Origin of the sequence: Agrobacterium burrii (assembly GCF_017313405.1) — a bacterium.
GTDB classification, from domain to species: Bacteria; Pseudomonadota; Alphaproteobacteria; order Rhizobiales; family Rhizobiaceae; genus Agrobacterium; species Agrobacterium burrii.
This window is the reverse complement of the sequence record NZ_JAFLNA010000015.1, coordinates 148,172-164,429: the sequence shown is the minus strand read 5'-3', so window position 1 is coordinate 164,429 and position 16,258 is coordinate 148,172. Positions and strand designations below refer to the sequence as shown.

Below are 16,258 nucleotides of genomic sequence, written 5' to 3'. Positions count from 1 at the left end.
ATCGATTACCACTCAAATCCGACCGCTCCAATCAATTCCACCTCACTCATATAGTTTCCGCGTATAATCATTCTCTATCCATATCGGTATTTTCAACATAAAAATCATATATTTACGCATTATCGTCCCGCAATCCACAAATTGCAGGTCGTAAAAGCAAGATTCTGGCCGCGGATTTTCATCCGCCTTCAATATTCCTATACAATTCAACGCAGCATATATTTTATATGTTTCTGCGTATATATCTATATAAATATATGTTTATGGAATCCTCCCAGGTCGAAGGGGTACTCCCCTCTTCATCTCGGTTTCCAAATCCAAATTCTTCTTCTGGTTGTGTATATATTGCTTTCCGTCGACGATTCATAATCTTCGCCACCCTTCGCCTCATCAGGGCTGTATCTGCACGAGCTGCAAGGACGTACATTTCATAGAGACCCATTTGGACACACCTTTCCTATCACGCGCCGCATTTGCGACCGTGTTATGAGCTTCATCTCTTTTCCCCTCAGCCTTTCAGCTAGATGGGCATTGCAACGGGGCACTGAAAATTGCCGCCTGTGGAAAATAAAGACACTTATCAGTGCCCCGCATCAGCAGTTTATGCCTATCAACGCAGGTCCTTCAGCCAATGAATTTCGGAGAGATAGAGAGGTCCACCACAAACCAGATTCTATCTCTCCTTCGCCCACTGTCAGAGGACTTTGCCTGTCAGGCCCCGAAATATGAGAGTGACGTCTTTCTCTCACAGCCGGTGCTGGCTCCGCTTCAAAACTGGAATGTCTCCCAGTTCATTGCAGAACAGGGACATTATAGAGCAAGCGAAAAGGGCGGGGATGAATGAGGAAATAAAAATCCCTTCACACAAAATGCAGCACACTGAAACTACACAAAAAATCACTAAGCATCTGAAAAACAAAAATTAATACGAATTTTCAGCACGAAAAACATAACCGGAACCCAAGAAATTAATTAAGACAATTTCCCTGACAGAGAAGAATCATGCCAAAGCAATCTTAAGACAGACTAGAGCATTGAAAGACTGTTTCGTGCCCTCATTCCGATCATCCACGCCGCCTTGGCCTTTCGCGTGATCGCGTAGTCGATGAACGGCAGACCGGTTAAGGCCTTATAGGGGTTGCGTCTTGGTCGCGCGTTTGTTTTAACTAAAGAGGTGAACTATTACGAACAGTTCAACCTAGCGTGTAATAGGTTTTCCGGGATTGGAAAAAGGCCGCTAGAAACACTGGGCGGGGGACAAACGTGAATTTAGCGCCTATTGTGAAGCTCGTGCGCGCATATGATGCCACCGAATGGGAAATTTTCATCTCCGAATGGCAGAAAGGTCTGAGTGGCTATGCATCCGTCAAGCGTCTTGGTGGATCGGGTGATCAGGGACGCGATGTGATAGGATTGTACTCATCCGCTGGCTGCCAAGGCGAGTGGGACAATTACCAATGCAAGCACTACGAAGTCCCGCTTTCAACGCCCAAAGCATGTGAGGACGCTGGAAAAATCATCTTCCATGCCTTCCAAGGAGCATTCACACCTCCTCGCAAATGCTCGTTTGTCGCGCCTCGCGGGCCAAGCACGGAATTACGCGATCTATTGCTTCGTCCTAACAAGTTCAAGGCGGAAGTCATAGCTACGTGGAACAAGCGCGTCGCCGGCAACGTGGTCGCAAACGAAAAACACCTGCTCGCTGGCGCGCTAGAGGTATATGTAGAGGCTTACGACTTCACAACTTTCACTTACGCCACAATTGACGAAATCCTTGATGACCATCGCAAGACTGCTTATTGGGCGTCCCGATTCAATGGCGTATTGCCGCCAGCTCCTGCAGGAGTGACGCCGGCCGAGATAGCGGCCAAAGAATCGGTGTATGTCACCAAACTTTTAGATGTCTATTCGGAAGAAACCGGAACCCAAATCAGTTGCGCCGCCGACCTTAACGCTCAGGCAGCGTGGAAGGCGGATCTCCAGAAACAGCGCGTCCGATTCTATGATGCTGAGGCGTTCATGGCACACTATCGTGATCAGACCGAACCTGGGACAATTGAGGATTTCGCCGAACAAATCCACGATGCCATCGAGCCGGTACTTGATGCTGAGACGGAGGCCCACCCACGGCTCACCGTCGCGCTCGCAACTGCTGGCCAGGCCCAACCTGCCAGCGTACTCGCGCCGCGAGCCAAGGTGCGCGTGAAGCAAGGCGTTTGTCATCAACTTGCGAACGAAGATCGCGTGAGTTGGAAACTATAGAATGGCCGCCACTGCCCCAACCCGGTCCAAGCCACGCATTTTTAACACTGCATTCGAAAGCGGTGTAAGATCCCTTATCCTTCTGACCGCTTGCTTTCCCTTAAGCGTGGGACTACGGCGTCTCGTCGTGTTGGATCATCTGGTGGTGCACACGGGCGATATCGATGGTCCGGAGAGCTTACATCCGAGTGAGAGTTCCCGCGGTGCAGAGCTTCTCGTTCGACGTGGTCTGGTGAGTTCCGGGCTCGCGCTCATGGGCACGCGAGGCTTGGTGGTGCGCTCAGCTACAAGCGAGGGTTTTCGCTATCGTGCAGGAGAGGAGGCTGGGGCGTTCATCGATCTTCTGCGGAGCGACTACAGCGTCGCATTGAAGGAGCGAGCAGATTGGCTGGCAAGTGAGGTCGCCCCGCTTTCCGACGGGGAGATAGATAATTTGGTGCGGTCGCGCATGGATTTATGGGATACCGAGTTCCAGACTGATCAGGGAGCAACGAGCTAATTATGCAATTGCGCTTTCTATACATTACCGGCCCTCATAGCGCCCCCGCATCCGTCGATTTCGGACCAGGTCTAAACGTCATTTATGGTGGCTCGAACACCGGCAAAACGCACATCCTGCGCCTTATCGACTATGTACTAGGTGCCAAGACCCCACCAGAGCCAATCATCGAACAAGCGGGCTACGATTTTGCTCACGTCGGTGTTGTTTTAGACGATGGATCGGAGAAGACATTCGTTCGCGCCTTGCAAGGCGGTAACGTGAAGGTTTTGGACGGGCTAACGCGTATTCGGCCAGGGCAGAATGATGGTGTGTCAGTTTCTGCCCAGCACGGTGCCCAGAATTCTCTGTCACGCTTACTCCTTGCCCAAGTCGGAGCGGCAAACGCTCGTGTGCGCACGGACGCCAGCGGAAAGACGCGCGATCTGAGCTTCCGCGATCTCGAGCGCCACGCCCTCGTCAGCGAGACAAAGATCCAGGACGTTTCCTCGCCCGTCCTTTCTGGCCAGTTCGTCACAAAGACTGCGGAGACGTCAGTCTTCAAATACATGCTGACGGGTGTAGATGATTCTGCGTTGGATGCAGCAAAGACCAGTGCCGATCAACCTATGCGGCAGGCAGCGCAACTCGAACTCCTCGATAGGCAGATTCGCGATGCGGAGCGCGAAATCGAAGAATCAGATCAGGATCATGAGGAGCTACTGCAGCAAGACAGCGATCTTGACGTCGAGCTGAGGCAGACCTTCTCGGTTCAGGAAAGTACCGAGGCAACCTACCGTGAGCTGACCAGCACCCGCTTGGAACTGCGCCGCGAATATGAAACGCTGCAGGACCGAGTCGGGGAAATCGATACGCTAACCGAGCGTTTCAAGCTTTTGGCCGAACATTATCGATCGGACGAAGCTCGCCTGGCATCTATCGTCGAGGCAGGCGCCTACTATACTTTGGAAGACCCAGTTCTGTGCCCTGTTTGTGGATCGGCTGCCGAATACCACCGTCCGGATGAGGCCTGCGACGGGAACGTTGCAGATATAACTGCCGCAGCGCAGGCTGAGATTGCTGATGTTCGCGAACGCGCCGCAGAGCTGCGGGAAACGGTTGAGGCGCTTGAAGCGGAAAGGGGCGCGCGAACGGCCCGCATGCGCGAACTTCTACCGCAGATGAATAGCCTTCAGGAGAACATTCTTCGCGAAGTGCCGGCGGTTCAGACCATTCGCTCACGCACCAGCGCCGTCATCGCGCGAAAGCTAAACGTGCAAAAGAGCCTCGAACTCGTGCGCCGGCGGGATGCGCTTGTCGTGCAGCGCACTGAACTCGGTGTCAGTCCAGGCTATGACAGTAGCACCATCGTCGCACAGCAACAGCTTGATGGAGCAACACTAGACCAGTTCAGCCAGGTGGTTGAAGCCGAACTCGAGTCTTGGCAATTTCCAGATGCCCAACGCGTATTCTTCGAACTGCCTAAAATGGACATATCGGTCAGTGGAAAGGCGAGAGCGGCGAACGGTAAGGGTGTCAGGGCCCTGCTCCACGGCGCGTTCAGTATCGCGTTGATGAAGTTTTGCAGGGACCGCGCTAGAGCTCATCCAGGCTTTTTGATCTTAGACTCGCTGTTCATCACCTATCGCGACCCCTCAGATGCAGGTGATAGTGCAATCGCAAGCACTCCCTTGAAGGATCGCGCATTCAAGGCGTTTTCCGCCATGCCGCCCAACCTTCAGTTGATCATCCTCGAAAACGTCGATGTTCCGAAGTGGTTGGAGGGGCAACCCAACGTCACGCATTTCACCGGCAACGCGGCTGCAGGACGTGCGGGATTGTTTCCGAAATAGGAGCGCTTTATTTTGCCGACCGCGCGAAATACGACTAATCGAACAGAAGAACATGAGTGAGGACCAGGAATTGAAGGTAACCACAAGAACTGCATTTGCCGCTGCCGCCCTGCTTTTCTCGGTTTCAAGCGCTTTTGCCGCGCCGACATACCTCAGTTGCGAATTCGCAGGTTCGAAAGGAATCTCTCAGGTCTTCAATTTCGCTCTCGACGAAGCCACCGGGACATTTGGAGTTTATGTCCCGGCTTCTGGAAGTCGGAGAATGGAAAAAGGCACCTTTGCCGGTGATAAAGCGAGCCTAAATGAAGGCTCGGTGGCGTGGGAGATCGACATAGCCAAGGGTTCAGTCATTCGTGACAAGCGCATGGTTGGCGAGAAGGACAGCGGAACCTGCAAGACGATCTCGCACGCGCAGAGCGGCTTTGAAGAGTAATTGCCGCTCTGGACAAGAGGCCAGTATCGAGACCTCTGCACAGGGAGCTGACGGCCCGGTACATCTATAGCGCCCTGGCGAAACGCTCCAGTTTGCCCAGCGTTTGCTGACCCAGCTCCACGGCACCGAAACCCTTTGCCTGCTGGAACTCGGCTTCCGTGCTGAACACCATGCCCAGCACAACTTTCGTTGCGCCATCCTGATCTTCGAAGGAGGCCCAGGCGTCGGCATGTTTCGGCCCGTTTTCGCCCCACAGCAGCGTATAGGCGAGCCTTTCTTCAGGGCGGACCTCGACATAACGATGGTGGTTCGGGAAGACTGTGCCGTCAGGGCCGATCATGTCAAAGACCCATTCGCCGCCGGTCCGCAGATCAATCCTCTTCGTCCGGCAGGAGAACCCGTCAGGACCCCACCATTGCGGCAGCGTCTTCTCGTTCATCCAGGCTTTCCAGACAATGTTTCGCGGCACCTTTATCATTCGCTCCAGCACCATGGTTCGCCCGGCCACACTGACGAGATTGTTGAGACCTGCGCTGAAACCCTGTTGATAACCATCCCGCATATCCTCTGCCAGCGAGGAAAGCTGAACCGTTACGGTCAAGCGGCTACGCTCTTCCGCAGCCTGAAAATCAGCAGTGACCAGCGCTGCTGACTGCGTTACGCCGCCAGAGGAAACCACCTCGTAATTCACGCTGCGGCGAGCCGGCTGCAACTCCAGCCAGCCACATTCACAGCGAATATCCGGCTGGCCGGCGACCTTGCAGAGCGAAACTTCGCGGCCGCCCACCCTGCTGTCCGCCTCCAGGAACTCCACAGTGACCGCAGGCGTGGGAGAAGCCCACACCGCCCGGGCGGCGGGTGACATCCAGACCTGCCAGAGAGCCGATAGCGGAACGGCAATTTCCCGTTCGAAACTCAGCGTCGCAAAACGGTCCTGTGTCAGATGCGGTTCGGCGCGTGCGCCTTCCTGATCCGGCTTTGTCGTCATTCGGAATCCTCCTTCATGGCCTGCATTGCAAATGCCTCCAACCGGTCAAGCCGGCTCTCCCACATGGCCCGCTGCTCATCGAGCCACGTGCGTACCGGCTCCAGCGCTTCAGGCACGATCGCGCAGGTGCGCACCCGCCCATCCTTGGAGGTGATGATCAACCCCGCCTCCTCCAGCACGGAAAGGTGCCGCATAACCGTGGGCAGACGCAGCCCCGTGGGAGCGGACAGCTCCATGACCGGCGCCGGCCCTCCGCCAAGCCGCGCCAGAATTGCCCGCCGCGTTGGATCGGCAAGAGCCTGGAAGATCAGTGATAGCTCCGGATGATGCTTAGTCATGTTGCTAACTATCACGGTCCATCGTGGTGGCGCAAGGGAAACTTAGTGAATCAACTAAGTTTCCCTTGGTGGAGTGGTGCCGGGAATAAGGCGCCGATGCCTCGCGCCGGCATGTCGTTCGGGCAAACGAGGCTTTAGTCTCTCCAGCGCCTTGGGGTCGGCAGCCGGCGGCAGATGCAACTGTCGAGTCGGAAATCGTCCATCAAAAGTTGCAGAAAAGGATTGACTCTCGTAGCTCTGTGAGTGAGCCTTGCCCGGAAAAAGACGGGGAAAATATCAAATCATCATGTTACCAGAACGCTTTAATCAATGCCTGCGGGTCATCCGCTGGACGCCGATCAACATTGCGTCCGCACTGCAATGCGAGCTTTCGTGGATCGAGGCACTGGAGGCGGGCAATGAGGAGGTTCCCGCCGGTTTGGCCACATGGCTTGAAACGCTTGCACAGGCCCATGAAGCTCTCCCGCCCCCATCAACCTACAGAGGAAAACGGTCGGCATTCTGATGCGGCCGATAGCTCTCAACCTTCACCAACAACTGGATTACTCGAAATGAAATATGTCATAGCAGCTCTTGGCCTGATCAGCTTCTCAAGCCCCGCCTTTGCGGCATCCTGCGAGAAGAACTTCGCTGTCTCCGGCGTGCCCATGGTGACGGCTGTCTCTTACAAATCATGGCAGGAATTGCCGAAGGCAAAAGCGCCCGCCGTGCTTCAAAAGCTCGCCCAGGCTGTGGCAGCGGAAGGTTTTTCCGGCATCCAAATCAACAAGGCGCTGTCTTCCATTGATGCGCACCAGGAGACCAGCGGCAGCGGCAGAATTCAGACGCTGCGGGTTGTGGCCCGGCAGAAAGGCGCCAGCGTGCGGATCGACGCTGTTTTCAACATTCAGGCAGGACAGATTGCGGACAAGAACGTCATCCGTGAGGGCATTTGCAACATCATCAACGGCGCGTGAAGTGCTGTAGATAAGACTGTCCTTTCGACGGAGCGGGGCCAGCCGCTTCGTCTGCATTGGCCTTGGCGTGGACGGGCGCTTCTGCGGGTGGCAACAGGAAGCAGGCCCGGGCCTCACCGCTCATTTCGTAGTCTCTATGACGGTGCACACAGACATCAGGAATGGCACGACCGCGGGCTCGCCCGGCACGGACGGTGAACTAGGCGCTGCTCCACGCTGTTTATGACGATGCTTATGGTATGGCGGGCGAACCCGGAATCTGCGATGGGTGCAGGCAGGGATAGTGTCCGTGGCCGCAAGCGCGCCATGAAGCGACGGGGAAAAAATGCCGATTTATGAACTGGCTGCCGTGGGCGCCGCAACCTGCTGGGCGATGACCGGACTTCTGGCGGCACGTCCGGCGGGGCATCTGGGAGCGCTCGCCTTCAACAGGACGCGGCAGCTTTTTGTCGCTTCCCTGCTGGGGGTCTATGTTCTCGCTTCTGGAACCTGGTGGGAACTGCAGCCCGAGGCGCTATCGGCGCTTCTGCTATCCGGTTTCATCGGCATCTTCGTTGGCGATACGCTGCTGTTCACCTGTCTCAATCGGCTGGGACCACGCCGCTCGGGAATTCTGTTTGCCCTCAATGCCCCAATTGCCGCGCTGCTGGGATGGGCGGTGCTTGGCGAGGAGCTTTCCGCAACAACGGTCACCGGCATAGGCCTGACGCTGTGTGGTGTTCTGCTCGCAATCCTCTTCGGCAAGCGCAAGGCGCAGCTGCACGAATGGGAGAGAGTGAAGGGACCGCTTTGGCTGGGCGTACTCCTCGGCCTTCTGGCTGCACTCAGTCAGGCCGTCGGCTCGCTGATCGCAAGACCCGTCATGGCGACCGGGATCGATCCGATTACCGCTTCCATGCTGCGCGTTGGGGCCGCGGCGCTCTGCCTGACGGCGCTTACCATGCTGCCCATCAAGGCAGTTCGGCCGAATGGACCGCTGACGAAGAGCATTTTCCTGCAGACGGCGCTTACCGGCATCATCGCGCTTGCCTTCGGCATGACACTGCTTCTTTTCGCACTTTCCGGCGGCAAGATCGGCATCGTCTCGACGCTGTCTGCAACAACGCCTGTTATCATCCTGCCATTGCTGTGGCTGAGAACACGGGAATTGCCGGCACCCGGCGCATGGGCCGGGGCCGCGCTGGTCGTGGCCGGCATGGCGCTGATGTTCTGGAAGTGACCGAAGCCTTAAGCGCCGCAGATGACGCCGCTGGTGCCACGATATACTATTGCAAATAATGTCCAGCTGTCTCGGCCGTACACTTGCGCGGCAACTTTCGCGTGTCTAAAAGACGCGAAATGTTAATTCGCATTACAGAGGACCAACTTCGTGGAACAGGTAAACACTCCAGTCGGCAAGGGCCGGCGCAAGGCTTTATGGGCAGCGGTTGCAATTATTGCCATCGCGGCTGCAGGTGTCATCGGTGGTAAAGCCTTCTACGAAGCAAAAGTCGATGAACTGATTGCCCGCAGCGGCGCAACGGCCCGCTCCGTGAACGTCGATTTTCTCGGACAAATCCATATTCGCGAGCTGACCCTGCCGCTTGAAGACGGCAAGAACATCCAGATCGCAGCGATCGACGGGCGTCCCAGACTTCCTTTCCTGGAAGGCGCGCTCGATATGAATGGCATCGATATTGACGTGCCGACCGGCAAGATCTCCATGGCGCATGCCCGTGTGGAGAATGCCGCCTTCAAGAAAGTGGCAGCGGCATCTGGCGATGGCAATGCAAACTCCCTGTCCAGACGCATGGAGCGCTTTGCAGCGACGCGCATTTCCACGCCTGAACTGACATTCACCCAGTCCATCGCCGACACCGAGCAGAAGACCGTGTACAACAACGCGGCTCTCGTGGACATCGCCGATGGCCGGGTCGCCCGCTATACGGTCGACAATGCCAGCTATGACATCAAGATGGCTTTGCCGGACAGCACTGGCACGATGGAAAAGAAGCACATGGTCGTCTCGACAGGTGCAATAACCGGCCAGGACTTCGACGCCGCCTACCTTGCAAGGCTCTACACGGAAAAGGCAGGGCCCGAAGACAAGGAGGCAAAACCTCTTTACGGACCACTCTCCGTCAGCAACATTTCCTTCTCCGACGGTGACGGTCGCTTCAGCTACGACGAAATACGCAGCGACGGCTTTACCGCTCGCATGCCGGCAGAGCCGCTGCTGGAAACCCTGAAGGCGCTGACGACAACCCAGAATGCCGATGAGCTTTCACCACAGGAGCGCCAGGCATTTTTCGGCAAGGTCGTGTCCATTCTGGACATGATGGGCAAGAGCAACATGCAGCTGCTGGGCTTCAAGGTCGACGCGCCTGATCAAAGCGAAGGGGCGGACGGCAAGCGGGTCAAGGCCACCATCGAGCGCATCGACATGCAGATGGACAGCCGCAAGCTCGATTTCGGCCTGAACGGCATGTCGATTGGCGATGGCGACGGCAAGATCGAAGTCGCCGAGGCAAGCCTCAAGGGCTTTGACTGGAGTTCGACAATCGAAGGTCTCTCCCAGATCGTCGGCTTCGATGAAACGAAGATGGAGACATTTCCGTTCAATCGGCTGATACCGGAACTTGGCAGGGTGCGTGTCGGTGGCATCAACGTTGATATCGCCGCACCGGAAAAGACGGATGAAGAGGCCGCAGGCACGCCTGAACGCATCAAGTTCGCGCTCAAGAATTTCGAAATGGGCCTGACAAAGCCCTTCAATGGCATCCCGACCGATATAGAGATCAGGCAGGAAGACCTCTCCCTGCCCATCCCGGCAGATTCGACCGAGGAAGTTTTTGTTGAAGCGCGCAAACTGGGTCTGGAGTCGATCGCCCTGTCGTATGCCATGGCCGCAGGCTGGGACGAGCCGAACAAAAATCTGGTGATCCGCGAAGTCTCGTTCAGCAGCAAGGATATTGGCAGCGTCAATTTTTCCGGTCTGGTGAGCGGGTTCACGGAAGAGTTTTTCTCCTTCGACTTCGGTCGCGCCCAGGCTGCGCTTTTCGGGCTTGCCGGTCGTGAGGTGAAATTCACGATCAAGGACGAGGGCATGATGGCCAAGGCGATCAAGCTTTATGCCCTGCAGAACGAGATGACCGAGGATCAGGTGCGTGGCACTTTGACGTTGGTTGCCAACGTGATGCTGCAGCAGGTGGCCGCCGAACAGCCGAAACTCCAGGATGCGGTGAACGCACTCGTCCAATTCATCAACACGCCGGGAACCTTGACCGTCACGGTCAAATCAACAGGCCCAAATGGCCTTGGTCTTTTTGACCTGGCTGCAGCCTCCGATAACCCGATGCTGCTTCTTGACAAGGTCGATATTCAGGCAACCGCCGAATAAGCCGGCCTATCGGCCGCCAATTATCTCAAGCTCAGTTTCCTGAGCTTGAGAAAACCTGAATATACATTTTGTCGCACCATTTTCGGGGCGGAATGTTGAAACTTCGAATAGGATTTTTACAAGCTTATTTAATAAGTTATTCCGAAAATCGGAAGTCATGTATTAACAGCAATCACAGATGGAAGCCTGAATATCGCTCCATGGGTTCGGCTCTTCCGCAGCCGACGGAAGGCACCCGACATATTTTCACGCACCGGCCGAAAAGACGGACCATCTTGTCATCAACGGTGCGGCCGTCGGGCCAGCGATGCGACAATGGCCGCCTCCATGCTGCGATGGACCAGCGTATGGTTTCGAATGCCCGCCCTTCGGCAGGCATCCGTCAGATCGCTATGACGCGCTTCAGATAACGCGTCATGTCCGGGAAGCTTTCACCTCCCGGCGCCGAAACCTCAATAATGGACCGAGAGGGAATCGATCGGCGTGCCCTTCGACGGGGTGAACTTGGTCAGGTCGATCCCTTCGACGGCTGCCTTGTATTCCTCAGCGCTTGGCGTGCGGCCAAGGATTGCCGACAGGACGACGACCGGGGTCGAGGCGAGAAGCGACTCCCCCTTCTTTTCGGCCGTGTCTTCCACGACGCGGCCCTGGAACAGGCGGGTCGAGGTGGCCAGAACGGTATCGCCCTTTTCCGCCTTCTCCTGGTTGCCCATGCACAGGTTGCAGCCCGGGCGCTCCAGATAGAGGATGTTCTCGTATTCGGTGCGGTTGGAGGTCTTCGGCTTCAGGTCGTCGAATTCGAAGCCGGAATACTTCTGCAGGATTTCCCAATCCCCTTCCGCCTTCAGCTCATCGATGATGTTGTAGGTCGGCGCGGCAACGACGAGCGGCGCCTTGAACTCGACCTTGCCTTCGGCCTTCTCGATGTTCTTCAACATCTGCGCGACGATCTTCATGTCGCCCTTATGCACCATGCACGAACCGACGAAGCCCAGATCGACCTTCTTGGTGCCGCCGTAATAGGACACCGGGCGGATCGTATCATGGGTATAACGCCGGGATACATCGGCATTGTTGACGTCGGGGTCGGCGATCATCGGCTCGTCGATAACATCGAGATCCACGACAACTTCGGCGAAATATTTCGCATTGTCGTCAGGGGTCAAAGCGGGCTTTTCGCCCGAGCGGATCTCGGCAATACGATGATCCGCCTTGTCGATCAGGCCCTTCAGCGTCTGAGCGGCATTGTCCATGCCCTTGTCGATCATGATCTGGATGCGCGACTTGGCGATCTCCAGCGACTCGATCAGCGTTTCGTCCTCAGAGATACAGATCGACGCCTTGGCCTTCATCTCGGCCGTCCAGTCGGTGAAGGTGAAGGCCTGGTCGGCGAGCAGCGTGCCGATGTGGACTTCGATGATGCGGCCCTGGAAGACGTTGTCGCCATGCTGCTTCAGCATCTGCGCCTGCGTCGCATGCACAACATCGCGGAAGTCCATATGCGGCTGCATCGCACCCTTGAAGGTGACCTTGACGGATTGCGGGATTGGCATGGTCGCCTCGCCCGTCGCCAGCGCCAGCGCAACTGTGCCCGAGTCGGCACCGAAGGCGACGCCCTTGGACATGCGGGTGTGGCTGTCGCCGCCGATGATGATCGCCCAGTCATCCACGGTGATGTCGTTCAGCACCTTGTGGATCACGTCCGTCATCGAATGATAGACGCCCTTCGGGTCGCGCGCGGTGATGACGCCGAAATTGTTCATGAAGGACATGAGCTTGGGAATATTCGCCTGCGCCTTCTTGTCCCAGACGGAGGCCGTGTGGCAGCCCGACTGATAGGCGCCGTCCACCAGCGGCGAAATGACGGTTGCCGCCATCGCCTCAAGTTCCTGCGCGGTCATCAGGCCGGTCGTATCCTGCGAGCCGACGATGTTGACCTTGACGCGAACGTCCGAACCGGCATGCAGAACCTTGCCGGGCGTTACGCCGACGGCGTTGCGGTTGAAGATTTTCTCAACGGCGGTGAGGCCCTGACCTTCGATCGCAATTTCCTTGTTCGGGGCAAAGACCGGCGTAGCCTCGACGCCGAGCGTCTGAGCCGCAAAGGTCTGCAGCTTCTTGCCGAAGACGATGGCGTAGGAGCTGCCCGCCTTCATGAATTCCATCTTCTGGGGCGTGAAGGCACCGGCGACGTCGACCAGCTCATTGCCGCTTTCGTCACGAAGCTTGCGGTTCTTGGCGTCGATCTTGAGGACAGTGCCGGTCTCGACCGAATATTTCTGCTCGAGGATCGGGTTGCCGTCATTGTTGAGGATCGGCTTGCCGTCTTCACCGAGCTTCTTCACCCAGTTCTTCAGGTTGATGCCGATGCCACCAGTCACGTCGACGGTGGTGGCGAAGATCGGCGATATGCCGTTGGTGCCGGCCACGATGGGGGCGAAATTGACGAAAGGCACATAGGGGCTGGCCTGCTTGCCAGTCCACAGCGCCACGTTGTTGACGCCGGACATGCGCGACGAGCCAACGCCCATTGTGCCCTTTTCGGCGATCATCATCACCCGCTTGTCGGGGTGCTGTTTCTGAAGCGCGACGATTTCCGCCTGCGCTTCCGGCGTGATCATACACTGGCCGTGCAGCTGGCGGTCGGAGCGCGAATGCGCCTGGTTGCCGGGCGACAGAAGGTCGGTCGAAATATCGCCTTCTGCGGCGATGAAGGTCACGACCTTGATCTCGTCTTCGACATCCGGAAGCTTGGTGAAGAATTCGGCCTTGGCGTAGCTTTCAAGAACACCCCTGGCGATGGCATTGCCCGCCTTGAAGGCGTCACGCAGCCGGAACATGTCGGCGTCGTAAAGGAAGACCTGGGTCTTCAGGACCTCACCTGCCTGCTCGGCAAGTGCCGCGTCATCACCGAGCGTGATGTCGAGCAGCACTTCGACGGAGGGACCGCCCTTCATGTGCGACAGCAGTTCCAGCGCGAAGGTGGGCGTGATCTCTGGCACGACCGCTTCGCCAAGGATGATCTCCTTCAGAAAAGCCGCCTTGACGCCCGCGGCACTCGTGGTGCCCGGCAGGGAGTTGTAGATGAAGAATTTGAGAGCGTCCGTCCGGTATTCGCTACCGGCATCCTTGATCAGCGCAATGATTTCAGCTGTCAATGCGCCGTCATCGATCGGCTTGGGAGCGAGCCCTTGTTGTTCTCTGCTTTTGATCTCAGCCAGGTAATCCAAGTAAAGGTTCATCGCAATCCCAACGTCCTGATATGTATGGAGCCAAAACCCAGCACCACCGAACTGTCACGTCAATAGGTCTGGGTCTTTTATCGGTTTCGAGTACGCCAACCGGGGCCGGCTGACAAGATGTCGCATTTCAGTATAATCGTTTCAATCGTTCCGTTGTCCGACTGTCGCGACAAAAATGGGCGGCCCGTCTCCGAACCGCCCGTTCTTATATCAGACCATCGTCATGCCGGCGCGACAATCATCAAAACTCCTCCCAGCTATCTGCAGAAGTTTTCAGTGCGGCATTGCCGGAAAACGCCGCCTTGATCCTGCTGCCGAGGGCGCGCGCCGGGGACGCTGTGGGCCTGTCTGACGAAGAGACGGTGCGGACCGGGGCGGAAGCTTCACTGTAACCGCCTTCGGACAGTTTGAACTGGGCAATAAGCCCGTTGAGCGAAGAAGCCTCACGTGCAAGGCCATGGCTTGCAGCCGTGCTTTCCTCCACCATCGCGGCGTTTTTCTGGGTGTCCTGATCCATCTGGTTCACGGCCGTGTTGATCTGCTGGAGGCCGGAGGACTGTTCCTGCGCCGATTCCGCGATTGCCGCGACGTGCCGGTTGATTTCCTGCACTTCCGTGACGATCAACTCCAGCGCCCGGCCGGTTTCGCCAACCAGTTGCACGCCCTGCTGCACCTGACCGTTCGATGTCGTGATCAGGTTCTTGATCTCCTTGGCCGCACCCGCGGAACGCTGCGCCAGTTCACGAACTTCCTGCGCGACAACGGCAAAGCCCTTGCCCGCATCACCGGCACGGGCGGCTTCCACGCCGGCATTCAGGGCCAGAAGGTTGGTCTGGAAGGCGATCTCGTCGATCACGCCGATAATGTTGGAAATCTCATCGGCGGATTTGGCGATCTGCTCCATCGCGGAGACGGCTTTCTGCACCACTTCTCCGGACTTTTCCGCGCCGATCTTTGCGCGGCTGACGAGCTGACCCGCTTCCTGGGCGCGTTTGGTGGAATCCTTCACCGTGACGGTGATCTCTTCCAGCGCCGCCGCGGTTTCTTCAACGGCTGCCGCCTGCTGCTCCGTACGTCTTGCCAGATCGTCTGCGGCAGACCTGATCTCGCCCGCACCGGCATCGATGCCGCGCGCATTCTGCGCCACCTGGGTCAGCGTCGATTGCAGCTGTTCGGCCGCCCTGTTGAAGTCGCCGCGAATGCCGTCGAGGCCGGATGCGAAAGGTTGAGCAATGCGGTAAGTCACATCGCCCTGGGAAATCTTCGAAAGAGCCGTGGCAAGGTTATCGACGGCGAACTGCACGTCGGCGGCTTCCCTGGCCTTCTGTTTTTCGCGCTCGATCCGGTCTTTCTCCGAAGTCGAGCGGTTGGCTTCCGTCTCGTTCTCAAGCCGGATGCGCTCGATTGCATTCTCACGGAACGCCTGAACGGCAGCGGCCATCTGGCCGACTTCATCCTTGCGGTCCATTCCGTCGATTTCGCTTGCCGTATCACCGGCCGCCAGAGATCCCATGCGGGCGCGAAGCCGCGCAATCGGGGTGGTGATGCCACGCGAGGAGACAAACAGGCCGAGTGCGATCAATGCCAGCGAAATGAGTGCTATGCTGACCAGGGCTGTCCAGATCGTCGTATTCGTGCTGGCGGTGAGCTGCTGCCTGCCATCATTCATCACCTGAATAAGCTGCTCGTTGCCTGCGCTGATCTTCGGCGACACTTCGCCGATTTTCCGAAGGACGTTCAGCGCCATCTGCTGCGCTTCAGCGGTTTTTCCCGCCTGCATCAGGGTGATGACCTGATTGCCGATCTCCTCGACTTCAACGACACCTTTCAGGATATCGCGGGCCGCATCCGTGCGGGCCGGCACCAGCTCCATGATCTTGTTCTGGCGTTCTTCGAGTTGTTTGCGGTCTGCCCTGAAAGTCTTGACCGCCGATTCGAAATCGCTGCCGGCCGGATCATTGAGGCTGGCGCGAAGCATCTGCATGCCGAGTGCATTGAGATTGCCGCTGGTTCTGGCGTTCAGCACCGCCGCAAGAGCCTCATTGGCGATGAAATCGCTATAGACCTGATCGGTGTTTTTGTATTGCAGGCTGACGTAGCTAATTCCGGACAGCGACATCAAACTCATCAGCGAAATGACAAAAACGACCTTCGTTTTTATCTTGGTATTCTTCAGGAAAGACATGAATGGCCTCAAGGCAAGCGCTCCGCCAGCCGCCCGTTAGGGAGGCCGGGGAAACATAAAATGAAACATCGCGGGTAGCTGTTGCCCCTCCTCATGGGGCGACAAGCGGATGCCCTTGTCCGAGCTGCCACGAGGCAGACCGAG

At 57.1% G+C, this 16,258-nt stretch carries 12 protein-coding genes; 8 read left to right on the top strand and 4 right to left on the bottom strand.

Annotated elements, in window-relative coordinates; genetic code table 11:
* Positions 1-1,263 precede the first annotated feature (1,263 nt).
* Genes JZX89_RS23785 through JZX89_RS23770 form a run of 4 tightly spaced genes read left to right on the top strand, consistent with a single transcriptional unit; the run spans position 1,264 to position 5,026 of the window.
* A complete protein-coding gene (locus JZX89_RS23785) occupies positions 1,264-2,262 on the top strand; it encodes an ABC-three component system protein (RefSeq protein ID WP_207135519.1) in 999 nt (332 codons plus the stop codon).
* Between the two features lies 1 nt (position 2,263).
* Positions 2,264-2,761 (top strand): ABC-three component system middle component 2, encoded by a 498-nt coding sequence (locus JZX89_RS23780; RefSeq protein ID WP_174058907.1) that lies wholly within the window; start codon positions 2,264-2,266, stop codon positions 2,759-2,761.
* A 2-nt stretch (positions 2,762-2,763) separates the two neighbouring features.
* A complete protein-coding gene (locus JZX89_RS23775) occupies positions 2,764-4,593 on the top strand; it encodes an ATP-binding protein (RefSeq protein ID WP_207135518.1) in 1,830 nt (609 codons plus the stop codon).
* 52 nt (positions 4,594-4,645) lie between these two features.
* Entirely contained in the window at positions 4,646-5,026 is a 381-nt protein-coding gene (locus JZX89_RS23770; protein WP_207135526.1) for a hypothetical protein, read from the top strand.
* Positions 5,027-5,090: 64 nt separating this feature from the next.
* On the opposite strand, the gene JZX89_RS23765 is transcribed toward JZX89_RS23770, so the two are convergent.
* Positions 5,091-6,014: an SRPBCC family protein gene (locus tag JZX89_RS23765; RefSeq protein ID WP_207135517.1), complete on the bottom strand. Its 924-nt coding sequence runs from the start codon at positions 6,012-6,014 to the stop codon at positions 5,091-5,093.
* A complete protein-coding gene (locus JZX89_RS23760; RefSeq protein ID WP_188356145.1) occupies positions 6,011-6,352 on the bottom strand; it encodes an ArsR/SmtB family transcription factor in 342 nt (113 codons plus the stop codon). The genes JZX89_RS23765 and JZX89_RS23760 overlap by 4 nt, the downstream gene beginning before the upstream one ends.
* 286 nt (positions 6,353-6,638) lie before the next feature.
* On the opposite strand from JZX89_RS23760, the gene JZX89_RS28675 reads away from it, so the two are divergent.
* The 4 genes from JZX89_RS28675 (at position 6,639) to JZX89_RS23745 (ending at position 10,687) form a co-directional block, all read left to right on the top strand.
* Entirely contained in the window at positions 6,639-6,857 is a 219-nt protein-coding gene (locus JZX89_RS28675) for a hypothetical protein (protein ID WP_149901330.1), read from the top strand.
* A gap of 46 nt (positions 6,858-6,903) precedes the next feature.
* Positions 6,904-7,308, top strand: a complete 405-nt coding sequence (locus JZX89_RS23755; RefSeq protein WP_207135525.1) for a hypothetical protein — start codon at positions 6,904-6,906, stop codon at positions 7,306-7,308.
* A gap of 325 nt (positions 7,309-7,633) precedes the next feature.
* A complete protein-coding gene (locus JZX89_RS23750; RefSeq protein ID WP_207135516.1) occupies positions 7,634-8,527 on the top strand; it encodes a DMT family transporter in 894 nt (297 codons plus the stop codon).
* 150 nt (positions 8,528-8,677) lie between these two features.
* Complete coding sequence (locus JZX89_RS23745) at positions 8,678-10,687, top strand: aq_1923 C-terminal domain (protein ID WP_207135515.1); 2,010 nt, start codon at positions 8,678-8,680, stop codon at positions 10,685-10,687.
* Between the two features lie 452 nt (positions 10,688-11,139).
* Here the strand turns inward: JZX89_RS23745 and JZX89_RS23740 are convergent, their stop codons facing one another.
* Positions 11,140-13,929, bottom strand: coding sequence for a bifunctional aconitate hydratase 2/2-methylisocitrate dehydratase (locus tag JZX89_RS23740; protein WP_207135514.1), 2,790 nt, complete (start codon positions 13,927-13,929; stop codon positions 11,140-11,142).
* A gap of 241 nt (positions 13,930-14,170) precedes the next feature.
* Entirely contained in the window at positions 14,171-16,114 is a 1,944-nt protein-coding gene (locus tag JZX89_RS23735) for a methyl-accepting chemotaxis protein (RefSeq protein WP_149901335.1), read from the bottom strand.
* Positions 16,115-16,258 lie beyond the last annotated feature (144 nt).

Bases quoted from the DNA above. Each gene is read 5' to 3' on its own strand.
- JZX89_RS23740 (WP_207135514.1), bottom strand. From the start codon at position 13,929: ATGAACCTTTACTTGGATTACCTGGCTGAGATCAAAAGCAGAGAACAA.
- JZX89_RS23765 (WP_207135517.1), bottom strand. From the start codon at position 6,014: ATGACGACAAAGCCGGATCAGGAAGGCGCACGCGCCGAACCGCATCTG.
- JZX89_RS23750 (WP_207135516.1), top strand. From the start codon at position 7,634: ATGCCGATTTATGAACTGGCTGCCGTGGGCGCCGCAACCTGCTGGGCG.
- JZX89_RS23775 (WP_207135518.1), top strand. From the start codon at position 2,764: ATGCAATTGCGCTTTCTATACATTACCGGCCCTCATAGCGCCCCCGCA.
- JZX89_RS23780 (WP_174058907.1), top strand. From the start codon at position 2,264: ATGGCCGCCACTGCCCCAACCCGGTCCAAGCCACGCATTTTTAACACT.
- JZX89_RS23760 (WP_188356145.1), bottom strand. From the start codon at position 6,352: ATGACTAAGCATCATCCGGAGCTATCACTGATCTTCCAGGCTCTTGCC.
- JZX89_RS28675 (WP_149901330.1), top strand. From the start codon at position 6,639: ATGTTACCAGAACGCTTTAATCAATGCCTGCGGGTCATCCGCTGGACG.
- JZX89_RS23735 (WP_149901335.1), bottom strand. From the start codon at position 16,114: ATGTCTTTCCTGAAGAATACCAAGATAAAAACGAAGGTCGTTTTTGTC.
- JZX89_RS23755 (WP_207135525.1), top strand. From the start codon at position 6,904: ATGAAATATGTCATAGCAGCTCTTGGCCTGATCAGCTTCTCAAGCCCC.
- JZX89_RS23770 (WP_207135526.1), top strand. From the start codon at position 4,646: ATGAGTGAGGACCAGGAATTGAAGGTAACCACAAGAACTGCATTTGCC.